Origin of the sequence: Bacillus cereus group sp. MYBK95-2 (assembly GCF_051915225.1) — a bacterium.
Classification (GTDB): Bacteria; Bacillota; Bacilli; order Bacillales; family Bacillaceae_G; genus Bacillus_A; species Bacillus_A cereus.
This window is the reverse complement of record NZ_JBQAEH010000004.1, coordinates 367,279-387,653: the sequence shown is the minus strand read 5'-3', so window position 1 is coordinate 387,653 and position 20,375 is coordinate 367,279. Positions and strand designations below refer to the sequence as shown.

Genomic DNA, 20,375 nt, shown 5'->3' with positions numbered 1-20,375 from the left:
AATAAATTCTCTCCTTTTTATATAAGCAAATTATTTAATAATTGTTTTACCTGTCATTTCTTTCGGTTGCTCAACACCAAGAAGTGTAAGCATTGTTGGAGCGATATCACCTAAGATACCATCTTCACGTAATTCTACATCGTTCTTAGTAACAATGAAAGGAACCGGGTTAGTTGTATGAGCTGTCATTGGCTCTCCTTCAGAAGTTAATTCTTCATCCGCATTACCATGGTCAGCAGTAATAAGTGCTACACCATCTTTTGCAAGAATCGCTTCTACAACTTTTCCTAAACATTCGTCAGTTGCTTCTACTGCTTTAATTGTTGGTTCCATCATCCCAGAATGGCCAACCATATCACAGTTCGCAAAGTTAAGAATGATAACATCATGTTTATCATTTTCGATTTCATTTACTAAAGCGTCCGTTACTTCGTAAATGCTCATTTCAGGTTTCAAGTCATACGTTGCAACCTTTGGTGAGTTAATTAAGATACGCTCTTCTCCTGGGAATTCAGCCTCACGACCACCGCTAAAGAAGAATGTAACGTGCGGATACTTTTCAGTTTCCGCGATGCGAAGTTGCTTTAATCCCGCTTGCGCAACAACTTCACCTAAAGTGTTATCAAGGTTCATTGGCTTGAATGCCACGTAACCATCTACAGTTTCACTGAAGTGTGTCATACATACGAATTCTGGAATGTGAGGTACTTTTTCACCACGATCGAACTCACGGAAGTCTTCGTTTGTAAATACACGAGCAATTTGAATTGCACGGTCTGGACGGAAGTTATAGAAGATAACTGCATCATCATCATTGATTGTTGCAACTGGCGTGTTATCTTCGTTAACAATTACAGACGGCAATACGAATTCATCATAGATACCGTTCGCATAAGAGTCTTCTACACACTCTTCTGCTGATTTATAAGTAGGGCCTTCACCATTCACCATAGCACGGTAACATTTTTCTACGCGATCCCAACGCTTGTCACGGTCCATGGAGTAATAACGACCAGAGATAGTCGCGAATTGTCCTACTCCTGTTTCTTTAATTACTTCATTTGTTGCATCGATATAGCTTTGTGCTGTTTTTGGTCCAACATCGCGGCCATCTAAGAATGCATGAATGTATACTTTCTCAACGCCTTCTTTAGCTGCTAAGCGAAGAAGAGCAAACATGTGATTCATGTGACTGTGCACACCACCGTCAGAAAGTAAACCGAATAAATGAAGTGCAGTACCTTTTTCTTTTACGCTTTTAATTGCACTTTGGAACGTTTCGTTCTTATCGAACTCACCTTCACGAATTGCAACGTTAACGCGTGTTAAGCTTTGATATACAATGCGGCCAGCACCGATATTTAAGTGACCAACCTCAGAGTTACCCATTTGACCTTCTGGAAGACCTACTGCCTCGCCACAAGCTGTAAGCGTTGTGTGAGGGAATTTGTTCCAGTAACCATCAAAATTAGGTTTCTTAGCTTGTGCTACAGCATTCCCGTAAGTTTCTTCACGAAGTCCGAAACCGTCAAGAATGATTAAAGCTGTTGGCTTTCTCATTTTACCGCCCCCAGAAGACCTAAGAACGAAGCTGGCTCTAAGCTAGCACCGCCAACTAAAGCGCCGTCGATGTCAGATTGTGCCATATACTCTTTAATGTTTTCTGGTTTTACGCTACCGCCGTATTGGATACGAACAGCTTCTGCAGCTTCTGGAGAAACAGCTTCTGCAACAACTTTACGGATGTGCGCACATACTTCGTTTGCATCTGCAGAAGAAGAAGATTTACCTGTACCGATAGCCCAGATTGGCTCATAAGCGATAACAGTTGCTTTAACTTGCTCTTCTGTTAAACCTGCAAGTGCTTTTGTCACTTGACCTGCTACTAGATCAAATGTTTTTCCGCTTTCGCGCTCTTCTAAAGTCTCACCACAACATACGATTGGTGTTAAACCATGTTCAAATGCTGCGATAGTCTTTTTGTTTACTGACTCATCTGTTTCAGCAAACATTTCACGACGCTCAGAGTGGCCAAGTACTACATAGCCAACTTTTAAGTCGCTAAGTGCTACTGGGCTAATTTCGCCAGTGAATGCACCATTTTTTTCGAAGTGCATGTTTTGTGCACCTACTTGTAAGTCAGTTCCTTCAGTTGCTGCTACAAGGCGCTCTAAGAATAGAGCTGGAGAGCAAACTACTGCATCAACAGCTGAAGCTGCTGGGATTTGACCTTTAACTTCCTCTACGAAGCTAACTGCTTCTGATAGAGTTTTATTCATTTTCCAGTTACCTGCGATAATTGGTTTACGCATGCTTTGCACCGTCCTTTTTCTTTGGCTGCTACTTATTTGTCGTTAAGACAAACTACACCTGGAAGCTCTTTACCTTCCATGAATTCTAATGACGCACCGCCGCCAGTAGAAATGTGGCTCATTTTATCAGCCATACCGAATTTTTCAACAGCTGCTGCAGAGTCACCACCGCCGATAACAGAGTATGTATCTTCTGCATCTGCTAATGCTTGTCCTACTGCTTTTGTACCTTCTGCGAATGGAGTCATTTCGAATACACCCATTGGTCCATTCCATACAACAAGCTTAGAATTTTTAATTACATCTGCATAAATTTCACGTGTTTTAGGACCGATGTCCACGCCTTCCCAGTTAGAAGGGATAGAGTCGATACCAACGATTTTAGTTGTTGCAGTTTCAGAGAATTCCTCAGTGATTACAACATCAACTGGCATGTAGAAGTTTACGCCTTTTTCTTTTGCAAGTTGCATAAATTCTTTAGCTAGTTCGATCTTGTCGTCTTCACATAGAGATAGACCAATTTCATGACCTAAAGCTTTAACGAATGTGTAAGCAAGTCCACCACCGATGATTAAGTTATCTACTTTGTCTAATAGATGACGAATTACACCGATTTTATCTTTTACTTTCGCACCACCGATAATAGCTGTAAATGGACGTTCTGGGTTAGAAAGTGCTTTACCAAGTACATCTAACTCTTTTTCCATTAATAGACCAGATACTGCTGGTAGGTAGTCTGCGATACCTGCTGTAGAAGCGTGAGCACGGTGAGCTGCACCGAATGCATCGTTTACGAAGATGTCAGCAAGTGCTGCAAATTCTTTCGCAAGTTCTGCATCGTTCTTTTCTTCGCCCGCATAGAAACGTACGTTTTCAAGAACTAATACGTCGCCTTCGTTCATTGCTGCAACCATTTCTTGTGCAACTGGTCCGAATGCTTCGTCCGCTTTTTTAACGTCTTTACCAAGAAGCTCACCTAAACGTGCTGCTACTGGAGTTAAACGCATTTCTTCTACTACTTGACCTTTTGGACGGCCTAAGTGACTTGCTAAAATAACTTTCGCACCTTGCTCTACTAAATATTGAATTGTAGGAAGAGCTGCACGGATACGAGTTTCATCTGTAATTTTGCCTTCTTTCATAGGTACGTTGAAATCAACGCGGCAAAATACACGCTTACCTTTTAAATCTACGTCACGAATTGATTTTTTGTTCATTGGATTTCCCTCCGACTACTAGTTAGGATTGACAAAACCCACTCAAAAGCTTAACACATTTGCTTTTAAAACGAAAGAAGAGAGAGAGGGAACAAACCCTCTCCCTCGTTTTGTCATTGATAACTTATATAATTAAGAATTAAAGACCTTTTGAAGTCATGTAAGCTGCTAGGTCTACTACGCGGTTAGAGTAACCAGTTTCGTTATCGTACCAAGAAAGTACTTTAACCATGTTACCTTCCATTACCATTGTAGATAATGCATCGATTGTAGAAGAAGCTGTACATCCGTTATAGTCGATAGATACTAATGGCTCTTCGCTGTATCCAAGGATACCTTTTAATTCGCCTTCAGCTGCTGCTTTGAATGCTGCATTTACTTCTTCAACTGTTACTTCTTTGTCAAGTTCAACAACTAGGTCAACTAGAGAAACGTTAGCAGTTGGAACACGTACAGCGCCACCGTTTAATTTACCTTTAAGTTCTGGTAATACTAATGCTACAGCTTTAGCTGCACCAGTAGATGTTGGAATCATGTTTTCAGCTGCTGCACGAGCACGACGTAAATCTTTGTGTGGTAAGTCTAAGATTTGTTGGTCGTTAGTGTAAGAGTGAATTGTTGTCATCATTCCGCGTTTTACGCCGAATTTTTCGTTTAATACTTTAGCGAATGGAGCTAGACAGTTTGTAGTACAAGAAGCGTTAGATACTACGTTGTGGTTAGCTGCATCGTATTGTTCGTGGTTAACACCCATAACTACAGTGATATCTTCGTCAGAAGCTGGAGCTGAGATGATAACTTTCTTAACTGATCCACCTAAGTGTTTCTCAGCGTCTGATTTTTTAGTGAAACGGCCAGTAGATTCTACTACTACTTCTACTCCGTAGTCGCTCCATGGTAATTGAGCTGGGTCACGCTCAGCGATAACTTTAATTTCTTTACCGTTAACAACGATGCTGTTTTCGTTAGCAGATACTTCTGCATTTAAAGTTCCGTGAACTGTGTCATATTTTAAAAGGTGAGCTAATGTTTTAGCATCTGTTAAGTCGTTGATTGCTACTACTTCTACCTCAGAGTTGTTAAGAGCTGCGCGGAATACGTTACGTCCGATACGTCCAAATCCATTAATACCAATTTTAGTCATTTGAATTTCCTCCTTGGGGGATTATATTAAAGGGTAAAACCCTTTGTTAACTGTTTTGCTGCACCTTCATCTGTAATTAGAATTGAAGTGTGCCCTTGTTTAATTACAGCCTGTATTGCTTTTGCCTTTGAAGAACCTCCAGCGACTGCAACAACGTGAGATACATTTTGTAAATCCTCTAGTTGCATACCAACTGTTCTTACTTTATGAACAACATTTCCTTCTTCATTAAAGTAGTAACCGAAAGCTTCGCCAACTGCTTCGCTTGCCTGAATCTTTAACCAATCTGCTTCTGAAGTACTTCTGCGACGTGCCATTGTTAACGCATCACCTATTCCATGAATGACGATATTGGAAGATCGAATCAACTCAAGAACTTCTTTCACGGAAGGCTCTGTCACAATAGACGCATATGCTTCGCTACTAACATGGTCTGGAACATACAATAAGCGATAATTACTCATCGTATTTTGTGCCATCTTGGCACAAATGGTATTGGCTTCTAATTCGACGCCTTCTCCAATTCCACCACGTGCTGGGACAAATAGCATATGTAAATCTTTGCAATCAAGTTGCATCATGTCCGCAGCAGCAGCTAGCGTAGTTCCTCCAGCCACAGCAACGATATTATTCGCTGTCAGACGGTCTTTTATACAAGTCACACAAGCACGGCCCATCTCCAGTTTGACCCAAGGTGATTCATCACTATCACCAGGGACAACGAAAACTTCATCCAAGTCTAATGTTTCCTTAAGTTGCTTTTCTAAAACCTTTAACCCGGAAATTTCTTTCATAAAGTCTTCCAAAGCAAGAACTAAAGCTGTTCCTTCTTCTGTCAAAGTCATTCCAGAAGAAGCGACGTGAACTAAGTTTTGTTCTTTCAAAACTTGAACTTCACTTCGCAATACTCGTTCTGTCATACCGAGACTTGCTGATAAGTTTCTTCTTCCAATCGGCTGCATGAGCCTAATGTATTGAAGAATTTGCATTCTCGTTTGCATAACAGGTAGCAGATCAGGTAATAATTTTTTTGTGTTCTGAATCCATGAGCGCATATCTTTTCTCCTCACTACATCGGTTCATTTTTCCTTCGTGGTCACTTTACGTCCCGTAGTGACATTTTGTGTCCCACATAGGTTAAAAAAATAATCCCTGCTACGTGTATTATTGTAACAGGAGATAGAAACTTATTCAACTCTTAACTGCATTCTTTATATAGTTTATTATGACACCTTTGTGAATGTTACCATATTCTACTTGTTTTCCGTCCATTTCTACAACCGGAATCATTAAGTGATATTTTTCTAAAAGGTCATTATCTTCATATATATCTATTTCCTCGATTTGAAAAGAATATTCACATTGTACTTCCTTTAAAACTTGTTTCGCCTTCACGCAAAGGCCACAATCTTTTTTAGTATACAGTACAACTTTCATCTTCTTCACCTATCCGATCGTTTTTCGTAATGACGAAGCTGGGATATGCATTTGTTCTCTATACTTCGCCACTGTTCTTCGAGAAATAACAATTTCATGCTCTTCTTCTAATAATTTTGAAATCTTTTGATCTGAAAGTGGCTTTTTCTTATCCTCTGCCCCAATTAGCGTTTGAATAAATTGTTTTACACGTTTTGTAGAAACTGCTTCATCTTCAGTCGTCGAAACGGCATTGCTAAAGAACGATTTCATCTCAAATAAACCGTGTGGTGTTTGAACATATTTATTTCGCGTCGCACGACTAATTGTCGATTCATGCACACTTAACTCTTCCGCTACCTCTTTTAAAGCGAGAGGTCTTAAATACTCTGGACCTTTCCAGAAGAAATCACGTTGTTTTTCCATAATAATAGTCATTACTTGCAGCAATGTCTGTTTTCTCTGCTTCAAACTACGCATAATCCACTGCACATGCTGATACTTTTCTGATACGTAAGATGCTACTTCACTTTCACTATTATTAAGAAGCGCACTATATTCAGAGTGAATTTCAATTCTCGGCATATTTCTCTCATTCATTTGTAAAATGAGGCGATCGCCATCTTTTTTCACCGCCATATCAGGTACAATGTAAAGTGGTTTATCTGAAGAAAACGCAAGACCAGGTTTTGGTTGTAATGACGTTATACAATTTACCGCACTCTGCAATTCCTCATTACTACACTTCAACACTTGAACGAGCTTTCGCCAATCTTTCTTCACGAAATAAGAGAAATGATCTTCTACAACCTCTTCTGCTAATCCATTACGTCTTTGTAAGCGCTTCAATTGCAAAGTTAAACATTCCTGAATATTACGCGCCCCTACCCCTGCTGGTTCCAGTGATTGGACAAGCTCTACAGAGCGGTCGACTACATGAATGGGCGCAGAAAGGAGCTCTGCTAACTCTTCATTCGTTTCTTGTAAATATCCATTTCCATCCATGTTCATAATAATGAAAGAAGCTACTTTTCGCTCTTCTTCATCTATTTTATAATACTGTATTTGATTTAATAAATGTTGCTGAATCGTTGTAGAATCCACACTGTAGATCTCCATCTGATTCTCGACTTGTTTGCTGGTACTTTTACTGTTGTTAGAGCTCTTTTTCTTCTCCCTCTCAAAACCACCTAACTCAATAAGGGGATTCTCTAACGATTGCTCATACAAAAACTCCGATAATTCTTGCACATTATACTGGAGCATTGTAATCGCTTGCCTTAACTCTTGTGTCATTGCCAAACGTAAGCTTTGTTCTTGTAAAAGACTTGCCTTCAAACTAATCTCCCCCTTGTTTCTATTGTACAATAAGTTTGGTAAAAGGAGAATGCTATCACAGACACCCATTCCAAAATATTATTAATTTATATGTATTAATGAGATTTACAACTTACAACCTAAATTTGAATAATATTGAAAGAAAATAATAAGGTTAAAAATTATCATCAAGTACTAATAGTAAATCTTATTACCAGATATAACAAGAGGGAAATAAAAAAAGTCCTAACCTACAAAACGTAAGTTAGGACTTTTTGACGCGCCCAGAGGGATTCGAACCCCCGGCAGACGTGGTACCGGAAACCACCGCTCTATCCGACTGAGCTATGGGCGCATGATTATAGAAAACACTTCATTTTCTTCTCATAATAATAGCAATAAAATCCATCTAAATCAATAAAAATATCCCCGTAATACCTTATGCATCTTAGCTAAAGGCATATAAAATCTATTTCACCCCTAAATTTTCCAATCATAAATTCACCCCAACTCACAAATTATAATCTTTGAATTGATATTCCAAAGGGGGCTTCATTCAATGACTGTAATTACGAAACTAAAGCAAACTGTTTCTGGATTAAAAAGTGCACAAGCTAGCTTAGAGGGATTCGCTCTTGATACGGATAACCAACAAGCGAAGCAACTTTTCCAAACAGCTGCGCAGCAAACACAAACGATTATCGATTCTTTAAACCCACGCGTTGAAGAAGTCCAACAAGAAGAACCACAATACTCACAGCAATAACGAATCAGTCTTGCTGTGAAATAGAAAAAGGATGATATGCAGTCATCCTTTTTCTATCACATTACATATTGCAATAGAAATGGAATGATAATTATGCGAAAACTCGGCCTCATAACCGCATTATTTGCACTTCTATTTAGCTCTTTTACCGGATGTGATAATAGTCCTTTAGATAAAAAAGTGAAAGAAGAAGCAAAACGAACGGAGAAAGAAAAAGGTCCAAAGTTAACAAAGACGAGTACGGAATCCTTTAATCAATCTATATCACAAGGAGCGAAAAAAACAGCTCTCGCTATGGATGAAATTATAAAAAGCACAGCAGTGAATTCAAATTTAGATCTCTACATAGCAGTTACACCTGAGCATCACGAAAGGTTTGGATTAAAACCTCTTCGTAAAAAGCTTCAAAAGCAGCTAAGTGATGAGCATCCTACTTTCGATGTTCGTGTCAGTACAGATAAAAAAATCTTTATGTTACTCGAAAAACTCGAAAGAAAAATTAAGGAAAAAGAAGTATCTAAAGATGAAATTAATAAACAATTAAAATTCATTGGTAAAAAAATGGAGTCTAACACTTAACGCTTTTTAAAAGAAAAGGAAGGATTGCAATGGCTAGTAAAGATAAAAACTTAACCCCTGTACAACAGGAGTATAAAAAATTCGAACAAGAACGCGAACCGAAACGACCTGTCTTAAAAAATTGTATAAAAGCCTTTTTCGTCGGTGGTTTTATTTGCTTCATCGGTCAACTTATTTCTACTTTTTACATCACATATTTTGATTTCACTGAACGCTCAGCAGGCAATCCAACAGTCGCAACTCTCATTTTCATCTCCATGTTACTAACTGGATTTGGTATATACGATCGTTTTGGACAGTTTGCCGGAGCAGGTACAGCTGTACCTGTTACTGGATTTGGTAACTCTGTTATTGCCGCATGTATTGAGCATCGAACGGAAGGATTTGTCCTTGGCGTTGGCGGCAATATGTTTAAACTAGCTGGTTCTGTAATTTTATTTGGTGTATTTTCCGCTTTCGTCATCGCACTTATTAAAACGATTCTCGTTCAATGGGGAGGGCTATAAATGTTACAAGGACACCGAACGTGGGTATTTGAAAACAAACCAGTCATTATCTCAACAGGGGTTGTCGGTGGACCATTTGAAGCAAAGGGAAACATTCCAGAAGACTTCGATATCCTTCATGAAGATTTATGGCTCGGACAAGATTCCTATGAAAAAGCACATAAAATTTTATTCGAAGAAGCTTGTAGTCGCGCTACTGAAAAAGCAGAACTTCGTAAAGATGATATTCAATTCGTACTCGCAGGAGATTTAATTAATCAAATTACTCCTACAAGCTTTGCTTGCCGCACACTCGGCACTCCTTATCTCGGATTATTCGGAGCTTGTTCTACTTCTATGGAAGGTTTAGCACTTGGGGCAAGTATCGTAAATGCAAAAGGCGCAAAATATTTATTAACTGGTGCATCCAGTCATAATGCAGCTGTAGAAAAACAATTCCGCTATCCTACCGAATACGGCGGACAAAAGCCACCTACTGCACAATGGACAGTAACTGGCGCCGGCGCAGCTATTTTAAGCGATACTGGACACGGTCCAAGAGTAACCTCTGCAACAATCGGACGAGTGGTTGATATGGGATTAACGGATCCGTTTAATATGGGAGGCGCAATGGCTCCAGCTGCAGTTGATACAATTGAAGCCCATTTACGTGAACGCCAAATTGATGCCTCTTACTACGATTTAATCGTAACAGGCGATCTCGGACATGTAGGACGCGAAATTGCTTATGACTTACTACATAAACACGGAACGAAAGTAACGAGCAAACAATTTCAAGATTGCGGAATTATCATTTATAGAGAAGGACAACCTGTCATAGCTGGTGCTAGCGGGCCTGGATGTTCCGCAACAGTCGTTTACGGTCATTTATTAAACCGAATGAAAAGAGGAGAGTTCAAAAAAATACTTGTCGTTGCGACAGGCGCTTTACTATCTCCACTTACATTCCAACAAGAAGAAACGATTCCGTGTATCGCTCATGCCGTTTCGATTGAATTTGGAGGTGCAACGCAATGATTTTTTTCTGGGCTTTCGTCATTGGCGGACTCATATGTGTAATCGGCCAACTTATGTTTGATGTCGGCAAACTAACACCCGCTCATACAATGGCAACACTCGTTGTTGCTGGAGCTATATTAGATGGATTTAATTTGTATGAGCCATTAATTGATTTCGCTGGAGCCGGGGCAACTGTACCTATTACAAGCTTTGGTAATGCCCTCGTTCATGGCGCAATGGAAGAAGCTGCAAAACATGGCATCGTTGGCGTTATTACCGGCATGTTTAAAGTAACGAGCGCCGGTGTATCAGCAGCTATTATTTTCGGCTTCATTGGAGCGTTGTTATTCAAACCGAAAGGATAAGAGGTGTTTATATGACTGTTATCGCTAGCGTAAAAACTTGCCTTGCTAGTGTAAGGGGAGCTCAAGCAAGCTTAAGTTCCCTTTCGCTAAACTCTACAGACGATGAAGCAAAACGCGTATTTCATGAATGTATGTTAGAAATGGACAGTGTCATCGCTGATTTACAGGATAGAGTTTCAGTATTAGAACGTGAAGAACCTCAATATAAAGGGTTTTAAGTAGACTGGAGGAAATGACTATGTCTCACCTACCGGAATGGACACTTGTCATCCTTCGCTCTGTATTCATATTAATTATTTTATTCACTATTACAAAGTGCTTAGGAAAAAGGCAAATCTCTCAACTTTCCTTTTTTGAATACATAGCGGGAATGACAATCGGTGACATCGCTGCCCAAGTATCTACAGGGCTTGATTCAAAATTTTTCCACGGCGTCTTTGCAATACTTATTTTCGCCTCGGTACCTTTTTTTGTTGGCATTCTTTCCTTAAAAAACAAAGCCGCTAGAGATTTCTTTGAAGGAAAATCGACAGTGCTAATAAAAGACGGAAAAGTACTTGAGGATAACTTAAAGAAAGAGAAATATACAAGTGATGAGTTACTTGAACTTCTTAGAGGAAATGGTGCATTTAGTATAGCGGAAGTCGAATTTGCGGTCTTAGAACCGAGTGGAGAATTAAATGTACTATTAAAGAAAGATTCTCAGCCACTTACAGCAAAAGATCTCGGTTTAAAAGTGCCAAATGAAAAAGAACCACAAACTGTTATTATGGATGGAAATGTACTAGATGAACCACTTTCAGCAAGCGGGCATAACCGCGCTTGGCTACATTCAGAATTAGAAAAAATCGGTGTTGTTATTGAAAATGTCTTCCTCGGTCAAGTGGATTCATACGGACAACTTACTATCGACATTTACAATGACAAACTCCAAATGCCTTCTCCTCAAAACAAACCTTTATTATTAGCATCTTTAAAAAAATGTCATGCTGATCTTGAACTATTTTCCCTAGAAACAAAGTCGAAGTCAGCAAGCGAAATGTATAGTAAAAACGCGAAACAAATCGAAAAGATTTTAAATAAAGTAACCTATCTTTTAAAAGACTAATTATCGAAAGAACGCTTCAGTTAAAAGGCGTTCTTTTCTTTTTTCTCCAGTTTTCGTAACGTTTAAATTTATGTAATTCGGTTATGATGTTGAAGATACATAAGCAGGGAATTTCGAAAACATAGCGAATATTTCATGGTACAACTACATATTTTTTTGATTTAAAGTGGTTTCGTTTGACCTTTATTGACCATAATTGTATTATAAGACTAAGAAAGCTTTATAAGGAGGAAATAACAGATGAATTTAATTCCTACAGTAATTGAACAAACAAATCGTGGAGAACGCGCTTACGATATTTACTCTCGACTATTAAAAGACCGCATCATTATGCTTGGTAGTGCAATTGATGACAACGTAGCTAACTCAATCGTTTCCCAGCTTTTATTCTTGGAATCTCAAGATCCAGAAAAAGATATTCACATCTACATCAACAGCCCTGGTGGTTCTATCACAGCGGGTATGGCAATCTATGATACAATGCAGTTTATTAAACCACAAGTATCAACAATCTGTATCGGTATGGCTGCATCTATGGGTGCATTCTTACTTGCAGCAGGTGAAAAAGGAAAACGTTACGCACTTCCAAACAGTGAAGTAATGATTCACCAACCACTTGGTGGAGCACAAGGTCAAGCGACTGAAATCGAAATCGCTGCAAAACGTATCCTATTCTTACGTGAAAAACTAAACCAAATTCTTGCTGACCGCACTGGTCAACCACTTGAAGTACTACAACGCGACACAGACCGCGACAACTTCATGACAGCAGAAAAAGCTTTAGAATACGGTTTAATCGATAAGATCTTTACAAATCGTTAATACTTAAAAGCGAAAGCGGCTCGTTCAGAATCGCAGGGCGATGGAGCCCTGATTCCGAGGCGCTTTTTTCCTCGAATGAAGGGGCGAAGCGACCGGAGATTCTAGCCGCTGGAGCTGGATATAACTAAAAGTGGAAGCGCCCTATAATTGGGCGCTTCTTTTATATATTGTTCCCCGCTCACATACCCCATCCAGTATCCCTCTAAATATATCAACGATTTTTCAATTATATCGAACAAAACTTGAATTATATCAACGATTTTTTTAATATATCAACGGTTCGACACAACATATCGATTTACCGACAATCTCCGACAAGGACAAACCAGCTAAATACCCCTCCCCGCTAATCCGCACAAACAACAAAACAAAAAGCTATCGCATATACGCGATAGCTTCTTATTGTACATATGCAGCTAATGCTTCTAAAGCCTCTTCTGCATCTGAACCTTCTGTTGTAATTGTTATCATGCTTCCAGTTCCAATTGCTAAGCTCATAATCCCCATTATGCTCTTTGCATTTACTGTCTTTCCATCTTTCTCGATGAAGATATCTGCATGAAAGCGATTTGCCTCTTGTACAAACAACGCAGCCGGACGTGCTTGTAAACCGTTTTTTAATGAAACCTGAACTCGTTTTTGAACCACAGCTCCATTTCCCCTTTAACCTCTTATTTTTTTACTAACGTTTCCCCCGCGCGTAATTTCTCTGCGATTTCATCGATTTTACGCAAACGATGATTAATACCCGACTTACTAATCTTCCCCCCGGATACCATCTCACCTAACTCTTTCAATGTTACATCTTGATAATCTCTTCGTAATTGTGCAATCTCTTGTAATTTATCCGGCAAAATATCAAGACCAACTGTCTCATCAATATAACGAATATTTTCAATCTGTCTTAGTGCTGCACCAATTGTTTTATTTAAATTAGCTGTTTCGCAGTTCACTAAACGATTTACAGAATTACGCATATCACGTACGATTCGAATATCTTCAAATCTTAAAAGTGCATTATGAGCACCTATAATATTTAAAAACTCTGTAATTTTTTCTGCTTCTTTCAAATACGTAATGTACCCTTTTCTTCTTTCCAACGTCTTACTATTTAAATCAAATCCGTTCATCAGTTCACATATAGCATCATTATGTTCCTTATATAACGAAAAGATTTCTAAATGATAAGATGATGTTTCTGGGTTATTTACTGAACCACCTGCTAAAAATGCGCCACGTAAGTACGATCGTTTACAACATTTTTTCTCAATCAATTCTTGTGATATATTTCGAATAAATGAAAAGTCATCTCGAACGATATGAAGATCAGCTAATATTTCGCGAGACTTCTCAACAAGCCGCACAATATATACATTATTTTTCTTCAAGCGCATTTTTTTACGGACAAGCAATTCTACCGTCACGTCATATCCTTTTTTCAAAAGCGTATAAATCCTTCTTGCAATTGCCGCATTTTCCGTTTGAATATCGATAGATAGACGACGGTTTGAAAAAGAAAGCGACCCGTTCATTCGAAGTAACGCTGATAATTCTGCTTTCTCACAGCATTCCTTCATCTCAAGATTCGTCAACTCTTTCTTTGTTTCTGATGCAAATGACACAGTCAACACCTCCTTATACGATTATTATGGAACAAAATTCTTGTCCTATATGAATGAGGAGCGCTACCTCAAACGAGGCAACGCATATTTATAACAATGAATATAAAATGGACGCTAACTTTAACGTATCATGCCTTACAACATGATCATCATACTTCGCTAATCCCTCTTGAATAACATCAATATTATTTTCAACAAAACGTTCTTCATCCACTACAACTGGTGTAGACATTTCTTCCTCATATGACTTGCGTAATTCACAAGGAATCTCACGGTTATTTACAATTGCAGTATTGATAAATGGTTGCCCTAAATGATCGTGTAACGCCTGCACATGATCAAAAGCAGTATATCCCATCGTTTCACCCGCTTGTGTCATAACGTTACATACATATACCTTCTTCGCCTTTGCAGCAAGAACAGCGTCTCCAATTTTGTTAACAACTAAATTGGGCAATATACTCGTATACAAACTTCCAGGACCGAAAACAAGTAAATCAGCTCGTTTAATCTCAGCCAACGTTTCATGCAATGGCTCTACATCTTCTGGAGTTAAAAAGACACGATTAATCTTCTTTCCGTAATAAGGAATCTTTGATTCACCTGTTACAATTTCCCCATCTTCAAGTTCCGCATGAAGTACCGCACTTTGATTCGCTGCTGGTAATACACGTCCTCTGACATTTAATACTTTACTTGTTTCTGTAATTGCATGGAAAAAGTCTCCTGTAATCGAGGTCATACCTGCCAACAATAGATTTCCTAACGCATGACCTTTCAGTCCGTCTCCTGTTGTGAAACGGTGCTGAAATAAAGCTTCCACCAGTGGCTCTACATCCGATAACGCAACAAGTACGTTACGGATGTCACCTGGAGGTGGAATTTCTAGCTCATCACGTAATCTACCCGAACTGCCACCATCATCAGCAATTGTAACAACTGCTGTAATATCAACAGGATATTGCTTTAATCCCCTTAATAAAACAGAGAGTCCAGTTCCGCCTCCCATGATGACAATTTTAGGCTTTCTCTCTTTTTTCATCCCTTAATGGCCCTTTCTCTTCTCCACATCACGATGAGATACATGAACACTATACTCTGGTTTCAAATGTTTCCCAAGGTATTCTGTAAGCGTAACAGAACGATGCTGTCCACCTGTACATCCAATTGCAATTACAAGTTGACTTTTGCCTTCTCTTTTATAATGAGGCAGCATGAAAGTAATCAGATCCGTCAACTTCTCTAAAAACTTATGTGTCTCATTAAATTTCAGTACATACGAAGAAACTTCTTCATCTAGTCCTGTTAATGGCTTCATATGTGGAATGTAATATGGATTTGGTAAAAAACGAACATCAAATACTAAATCTGCATCAATTGGAATACCGTACTTAAATCCAAATGACATAACATTTACACGAAATGCTTGCTCAGTTTCTGTTGAGAACAAGTGAACAATTTTTTCACGTAATTCTTTCGGTTTTAAATCCGATGTATCAAGCACAATATTCGCTCGTGCCTTCATATCTGTTAATAAATTACGCTCTGCTTCGATTCCCTTTAACGGCAAACCAGTTGGTGCAAGTGGATGCGAACGTCTCGTTTCTTTATAACGAGTTACAAGCGTACTATCTTTCGCATCTAAAAATAAAATATGAGGAATAATCCATGTACGTTCTGATAAATCATCAAGTGCTCCCCATAAATGTTCGAAAAACTCGCGGCCACGTAAATCAATACCAAGTGCCACTTTATTCATTTTCCCTTTTGAATCCGCCATAAGCTCAATAAACTTTGGCAATAACATCGGTGGTAAATTATCCACACAAAAATATCCTAAATCTTCAAAACTTTGTAAAGCTACTGTTTTTCCAGCTCCAGACATCCCTGTAATAATTACCATTTTTATATCATTATTCTCTGTCATTGTATCCTCTCCTTGACGGTTTAACTCGGATCTAATCGATATGAAAGCAACTCAAAATCTGGGGTATATACAAATGTACCGTAGATTATGCCATTTCCTTTAATTAAATAATCAATAATGTGATAATCTCCTGGCGCCATTGCTAAATCATCAATTTTATCAAATGTATGCCAACCAATGATGCCTTCTTCGCTCTCTAGTTTGTTTTCTCCTGCAAAATCTGTCGCTAAAAAGGAGAACATCATCCATTCAGAAACAACTTTATCACCTTCTTGGATGACAAAGGTGAAGACCCCCTTTAACGCTGGGTTTTTCAAATAAATACCTGTTTCTTCACGATACTCGCGAACAACGGAATCTCTTACAGTCTCACCACGCTCCATTTTCCCGCCTGGTGCAACCCACCAATTTCGGCGAGGTTTTTGGAGTAAGAGTACTTCATTATCTCTAATTAACACACAGTTTGTCACTCTTTGCATGTTTCTTCACCTCAGCTACTTGCAGTAAAATTCCTCACTGCATACTTCTTTCATTATACTATCAAAAACAGTTTGCTACAACGAAGGAGCCAGTCCTCTTTCGCTAAGCATATGCTACTCAGCAATTTTAAAAAAGCTTTCTATAACAAGCAATGTAAATGCTTATCCTTTGAATGAATAGCATGAAAAATCCCCTTAACGCTTTTTATCGCCAAGGGGATTAAAGTACTTATTTCTTACCGAAATAAGTAACAATCGCAAATCCTAAAACAAAGGTAATAATTGAACTTATAATTGAAAATCCGCCAGTCGGAATCCCAGGGAATACAATTACAATCGAACCGATTACAAGTCCAATAATTGCCGCAAATGTCATACTTTTATAACGATCTAATAAAAAACTAATGCCTTTACTACTTACAACAAATCCAACCATAACACCAGCACCGATAACCACGATTAAAGGTAAGTTAAGTGTAGTTAAAGCGTTAATTGCTGTTGGATACACACCAATAATTAATAAAATAAACGATCCACTAATTCCAGGAAGCAGCATGGCCATACTAGCCATCCATCCTGCGAAAAATAAACCAATTGCATTTAAAATTGTTAACGTCGTAATTGGATCTGCTGCCTTATCTGGTTTAAAGAAAGCTGTAATCGCAACAAGAATTGCTGCAACTATTAATAAAACGATGTGCTTACCTTTAAACGACGACTTTGCATCAGCTTCCCTCATTAACATCGGTAATATACTAATAATTAAACCGAGGAAGAAAAATTGAGTCGGTTCATAATGATTTGCAAGTAAATATTTAATAACGTGACTTAACGTTAAAAATGCCGCTGCCACACCAGCTGCAAGTGGAATTAAAAATCCTAAATGTTTTTTCCATTCACGACTAAAGAATCCACTAATTGCCGCAAGCAATTGTTCATAAATCCCTAACACAACAGCGATTGTACCGCCGCTCACACCAGGAATTAAATCACTAACGCCCATACAAAATCCACGATATATATTACGCCATTCCATACTGAATAAATTCCTCATTTCTTATAGTGATTTTTTCCGTAAAGTCCAGTATATCAATAAGAAAGCTTATAATCCTTATATTTTTTGACAAAACTTTGACATTTTCACACAAAAAAAGAAGAAAGCTCCTGTCGGTAGCTTTCTTCTCACAAGGTATATTATCCCTTATTTTTCTGATACAGTTTTTAATTCCTCTAATAATTCTTCTACGTAATGTTGTGCACTTTGCGCTGCAATACTACCGTCACCTGTTGCAGTTACAATTTGACGAAGCATTTTTTCACGAACATCACCAGCTGCGAAAATACCAGGAATTTTCGTTTCCATACGCTCGTTCGTTTCAAGGTAACCATTTTCATTTGTAATACCTAGTTCAACAAATGGTTTTGATAAAGGTAACATACCGATGTATACGAATACGCCGTCAGTTTTGACTTCTTTCTCTTCTCCACTATTTACGTCCACAAGTGTTACACTTCCTACTTTACCACTTGCTTCGTTGATTTCTTTTATCGTGTGGTTCCAAATGAAATCTACTTTTTCGTTTTGGAAAGCACGGTCTTGTAAAATTTTCTGTGCACGAAGCGTGTCACGACGGTGAACGATCGTTACTTTTGATGCGAAGCGCGTTAAGAACACACCCTCTTCAACAGCAGAATCTCCGCCGCCAATTACGATAAGTTCTTTTCCTTTAAAGAATGCTCCGTCACATACTGCACAATATGATACACCGCGGCCGCCAAGTTCTGTTTCACCCGGTACACCAATTTTTTTATACTCTGCACCGCTTGCAACGATAATTGCACGTGCTTTATATTCTTTTTTACCAGCAATAATTGTTTTGTATTCCTTACCATCGATGACTTCTTTCACATCACCGTATGCATATTCAGCACCAAATTTCTTCGCATGCTCGAACATTTTATTTGATAAATCTGGTCCTAAAATAGACTCATAACCTGGGTAGTTTTCTACATCTTCCGTGTTTGCCATTTGGCCACCCGGAATACCACGCTCAAGCATTAATGTGCTTAAATTTGCACGAGATGTATATACTGCAGCTGTCATACCAGCTGGTCCTGCACCAATAATAACGACATCATAAATTTTTTCTTCTGACACACTATTCACTCCTATCCATTCCTACACAATTAAGTTACCCTCATTATACTGTTAGCATCATTTTTTTCCCAATGATTTGCTTATCTTATGTGTGCGTACGCTTAACAGCTTGCACATACTTTCGGACAGTCGCTACAGATACATTATATACATCTCCAAGCTCCGACTGTGTCATTTTATTTCCTTGTTCGCCGCGTACAATGTATTCAATCGCAGCTGACCAGCCGTACACATTTGTAAATATGTCTCCAGATGTATATAAACGTATGAACGTACAAAACCAAAAGTGTAAACACTCTTCAATTAATTCATCATCTTTTTTCGTATAATTGTATAATGCATCCGCGATTCTCGCGCACTGCTCAAATTGCTGTAAATCAGCTGGAATACTCTTATGACTATTAAGTAAAAAGAAGTACTTTGCAAGTTGTGATACGATGGGAACACCGTTCTTCGCTTGCGTTATATCAAAGAAGAATCCCACCTTCTCCGGCGTTGACAATTCATTCATTAAATATAAAGCTAGCATTTGTTCTTCTAGCGTCGCACTTTGCTGAAATGATTTTCGTAATTCTTCAAATAACACGTTTTGTCCTTCATCTGCTAAATTCAGCGCATTCCACGGTTCTTTTCCCTTTTTATCAGGATGCAATTCCACGACATATTGCCACATTTTTTCAGCTAGTTGCTGATCTTTCACCATATAAGCAGAATATGCAAACCAATAATAAAAACTAACGTCTCCCTCATATCCTTGACGCTTTAATAGTTTGAACCATTTATATGCATGCTCGAAATAACCAATTGTTGCAAGTGTAGTTCCCAGTTTCAAACGATGTTCAAATGAAATTGGATATACTGAAACTAGCTGTCCCGCTAATGCTTCTACTTGTTTATGCTCTCCAATTGAATATAGAAAAATAAGTGTATTACAAAGCGCATGTATATTACCAGGATTTTTCTCTAAAATCATTTCTGTTAACTTCAGCGCTTTGTCTACATTACCCGATTGAAAATGTGCAATGGCTAAATTATTATGACCTGACCAAAATTCCGGATAATCTTTCGTAACAATTTCTAATGTAGCAATTGCTTCTTCTAATTGTCCATTACGAATATAACGATTCGCTTCTTCCTGCATAACAATTAAATCATCTTCATCTTCAATCTCTTCCGCACCCATTGCTTCTTCTTCCATAATCTCTAGAAGTTCTAATGTATCTTCTACGAATTCCTTCTCTTTTGCAACTTCTAAATAGCGATCCGCATATTTCTTCGCCTGTTGAAATAACCCCATATATGCATAATTATTTGCAATAAAATAATAGCACTGTTCAAGTTCAGGATTAGATCTAACTAACTTTAAGAAGGTTTGATTCGACTCTTGATATTCACCAGCCTCAGATAATACTGTTGCTAATTGACATAAAATAAACGGCTCCTTCTCACTTTGTGCCGCTCTTCGAAAATATTTAATTGCATCTTGCAATTTTTGTCCTTTGTAAGCTCTCATCCCTTTTTTATAAAAGAAGCCCGCTAATTGATTAAAAGAGATAACTTGTCCGTTCTCCTTATATATCCTTTGATTTTTCCCCATATATCCTCCAGTTTTTTGTTTTCTTCGTTCACACATTCTTT

General features: G+C 38.4%; 23 protein-coding genes and 1 tRNA gene. 8 read left to right on the top strand and 16 right to left on the bottom strand.

Annotated features, from left to right (window positions below; translation table 11 throughout):
* Nucleotides 1-30: 30 nt before the first annotated feature.
* From gpmI to ACTFN4_RS16470, 8 genes are all read right to left on the bottom strand, one after another.
* Nucleotides 31-1,560: a 2,3-bisphosphoglycerate-independent phosphoglycerate mutase gene (gene gpmI / locus ACTFN4_RS16505; protein ID WP_001231152.1), complete on the bottom strand. Its 1,530-nt coding sequence runs from the start codon at nucleotides 1,558-1,560 to the stop codon at nucleotides 31-33.
* Nucleotides 1,557-2,312: a triose-phosphate isomerase gene (tpiA, locus tag ACTFN4_RS16500; RefSeq protein ID WP_001231038.1), complete on the bottom strand. Its 756-nt coding sequence runs from the start codon at nucleotides 2,310-2,312 to the stop codon at nucleotides 1,557-1,559. The genes gpmI and tpiA overlap by 4 nt, the downstream gene beginning before the upstream one ends.
* Before the next feature lie 32 nt (nucleotides 2,313-2,344).
* Nucleotides 2,345-3,529: a phosphoglycerate kinase gene (locus ACTFN4_RS16495; protein ID WP_001036350.1), complete on the bottom strand. Its 1,185-nt coding sequence runs from the start codon at nucleotides 3,527-3,529 to the stop codon at nucleotides 2,345-2,347.
* A 139-nt stretch (nucleotides 3,530-3,668) separates the two neighbouring features.
* Nucleotides 3,669-4,673, bottom strand: a complete 1,005-nt coding sequence (gene gap / locus ACTFN4_RS16490) for a type I glyceraldehyde-3-phosphate dehydrogenase (RefSeq protein ID WP_000161236.1) — start codon at nucleotides 4,671-4,673, stop codon at nucleotides 3,669-3,671.
* 26 nt (nucleotides 4,674-4,699) lie between these two features.
* A complete protein-coding gene (gene cggR, locus ACTFN4_RS16485; RefSeq protein ID WP_001258185.1) occupies nucleotides 4,700-5,728 on the bottom strand; it encodes a gapA transcriptional regulator CggR in 1,029 nt (342 codons plus the stop codon).
* A 136-nt stretch (nucleotides 5,729-5,864) separates the two neighbouring features.
* Nucleotides 5,865-6,110 carry a glutaredoxin family protein gene (locus ACTFN4_RS16480; RefSeq protein WP_000869726.1) on the bottom strand — a complete coding sequence of 82 codons (246 nt, stop codon included), beginning with the start codon at nucleotides 6,108-6,110 and terminating at the stop codon, nucleotides 5,865-5,867.
* A 9-nt stretch (nucleotides 6,111-6,119) separates the two neighbouring features.
* Entirely contained in the window at nucleotides 6,120-7,427 is a 1,308-nt protein-coding gene (gene rpoN / locus ACTFN4_RS16475) for an RNA polymerase factor sigma-54 (RefSeq protein ID WP_000647960.1), read from the bottom strand.
* A gap of 258 nt (nucleotides 7,428-7,685) precedes the next feature.
* Nucleotides 7,686-7,761: transfer RNA gene (locus tag ACTFN4_RS16470), tRNA-Arg, on the bottom strand.
* Between the two features lie 204 nt (nucleotides 7,762-7,965).
* On the opposite strand from ACTFN4_RS16470, the gene ACTFN4_RS16465 reads away from it, so the two are divergent.
* The 8 genes from ACTFN4_RS16465 (at nucleotide 7,966) to clpP (ending at nucleotide 12,551) form a co-directional block, all read left to right on the top strand.
* Nucleotides 7,966-8,172: a DUF1657 domain-containing protein gene (locus ACTFN4_RS16465; RefSeq protein WP_000216166.1), complete on the top strand. Its 207-nt coding sequence runs from the start codon at nucleotides 7,966-7,968 to the stop codon at nucleotides 8,170-8,172.
* Nucleotides 8,173-8,265: 93 nt separating this feature from the next.
* Nucleotides 8,266-8,751 (top strand): YhcN/YlaJ family sporulation lipoprotein, encoded by a 486-nt coding sequence (locus tag ACTFN4_RS16460; RefSeq protein ID WP_001228549.1) that lies wholly within the window; start codon nucleotides 8,266-8,268, stop codon nucleotides 8,749-8,751.
* Nucleotides 8,752-8,780: 29 nt separating this feature from the next.
* Nucleotides 8,781-9,257: a stage V sporulation protein AC gene (gene spoVAC, locus ACTFN4_RS16455; RefSeq protein WP_000146953.1), complete on the top strand. Its 477-nt coding sequence runs from the start codon at nucleotides 8,781-8,783 to the stop codon at nucleotides 9,255-9,257.
* The gene (spoVAD, locus tag ACTFN4_RS16450; RefSeq protein ID WP_100651745.1) at nucleotides 9,258-10,274 is read left to right on the top strand and encodes a stage V sporulation protein AD; all 1,017 of its coding nucleotides are present in this window, start codon (nucleotides 9,258-9,260) and stop codon (nucleotides 10,272-10,274) included.
* A complete protein-coding gene (gene spoVAE / locus ACTFN4_RS16445; RefSeq protein WP_000575919.1) occupies nucleotides 10,271-10,621 on the top strand; it encodes a stage V sporulation protein AE in 351 nt (116 codons plus the stop codon). Before spoVAD ends, spoVAE begins: the two co-directional genes overlap by 4 nt.
* An 11-nt stretch (nucleotides 10,622-10,632) precedes the next feature.
* The gene (locus tag ACTFN4_RS16440; RefSeq protein WP_000215916.1) at nucleotides 10,633-10,839 is read left to right on the top strand and encodes a DUF1657 domain-containing protein; all 207 of its coding nucleotides are present in this window, start codon (nucleotides 10,633-10,635) and stop codon (nucleotides 10,837-10,839) included.
* A 20-nt stretch (nucleotides 10,840-10,859) separates the two neighbouring features.
* Nucleotides 10,860-11,729 carry a DUF421 domain-containing protein gene (locus ACTFN4_RS16435; RefSeq protein WP_065212327.1) on the top strand — a complete coding sequence of 290 codons (870 nt, stop codon included), beginning with the start codon at nucleotides 10,860-10,862 and terminating at the stop codon, nucleotides 11,727-11,729.
* A gap of 240 nt (nucleotides 11,730-11,969) precedes the next feature.
* A complete protein-coding gene (clpP, locus tag ACTFN4_RS16430) occupies nucleotides 11,970-12,551 on the top strand; it encodes an ATP-dependent Clp endopeptidase proteolytic subunit ClpP (RefSeq protein ID WP_001049162.1) in 582 nt (193 codons plus the stop codon).
* A gap of 399 nt (nucleotides 12,552-12,950) precedes the next feature.
* Here clpP and ACTFN4_RS16425 read toward each other — a convergent pair whose 3' ends face one another.
* The 8 genes from ACTFN4_RS16425 to ACTFN4_RS16390 form a co-directional block, all read right to left on the bottom strand.
* Complete coding sequence (locus ACTFN4_RS16425) at nucleotides 12,951-13,199, bottom strand: HPr family phosphocarrier protein (RefSeq protein WP_000250307.1); 249 nt, start codon at nucleotides 13,197-13,199, stop codon at nucleotides 12,951-12,953.
* 23 nt (nucleotides 13,200-13,222) lie between these two features.
* Nucleotides 13,223-14,173 (bottom strand): DNA-binding protein WhiA, encoded by a 951-nt coding sequence (gene whiA / locus ACTFN4_RS16420; protein ID WP_000006558.1) that lies wholly within the window; start codon nucleotides 14,171-14,173, stop codon nucleotides 13,223-13,225.
* Nucleotides 14,174-14,261: 88 nt separating this feature from the next.
* On the bottom strand, nucleotides 14,262-15,215 hold the full coding sequence (locus ACTFN4_RS16415; protein WP_000712188.1) for a gluconeogenesis factor YvcK family protein: 954 nt from the start codon (nucleotides 15,213-15,215) through the stop codon (nucleotides 14,262-14,264).
* A 3-nt stretch (nucleotides 15,216-15,218) separates the two neighbouring features.
* Nucleotides 15,219-16,100: an RNase adapter RapZ gene (rapZ, locus tag ACTFN4_RS16410; RefSeq protein WP_000138459.1), complete on the bottom strand. Its 882-nt coding sequence runs from the start codon at nucleotides 16,098-16,100 to the stop codon at nucleotides 15,219-15,221.
* A gap of 20 nt (nucleotides 16,101-16,120) precedes the next feature.
* A complete protein-coding gene (locus tag ACTFN4_RS16405; RefSeq protein WP_001190080.1) occupies nucleotides 16,121-16,579 on the bottom strand; it encodes an NUDIX hydrolase in 459 nt (152 codons plus the stop codon).
* A 229-nt stretch (nucleotides 16,580-16,808) separates the two neighbouring features.
* Nucleotides 16,809-17,615 carry a DUF368 domain-containing protein gene (locus ACTFN4_RS16400; RefSeq protein ID WP_000455197.1) on the bottom strand — a complete coding sequence of 269 codons (807 nt, stop codon included), beginning with the start codon at nucleotides 17,613-17,615 and terminating at the stop codon, nucleotides 16,809-16,811.
* A gap of 165 nt (nucleotides 17,616-17,780) precedes the next feature.
* On the bottom strand, nucleotides 17,781-18,737 hold the full coding sequence (gene trxB, locus ACTFN4_RS16395) for a thioredoxin-disulfide reductase (protein WP_001288078.1): 957 nt from the start codon (nucleotides 18,735-18,737) through the stop codon (nucleotides 17,781-17,783).
* An 85-nt stretch (nucleotides 18,738-18,822) separates the two neighbouring features.
* Nucleotides 18,823-20,334, bottom strand: coding sequence for a tetratricopeptide repeat protein (locus ACTFN4_RS16390; protein WP_439962545.1), 1,512 nt, complete (start codon nucleotides 20,332-20,334; stop codon nucleotides 18,823-18,825).
* Nucleotides 20,335-20,375 lie beyond the last annotated feature (41 nt).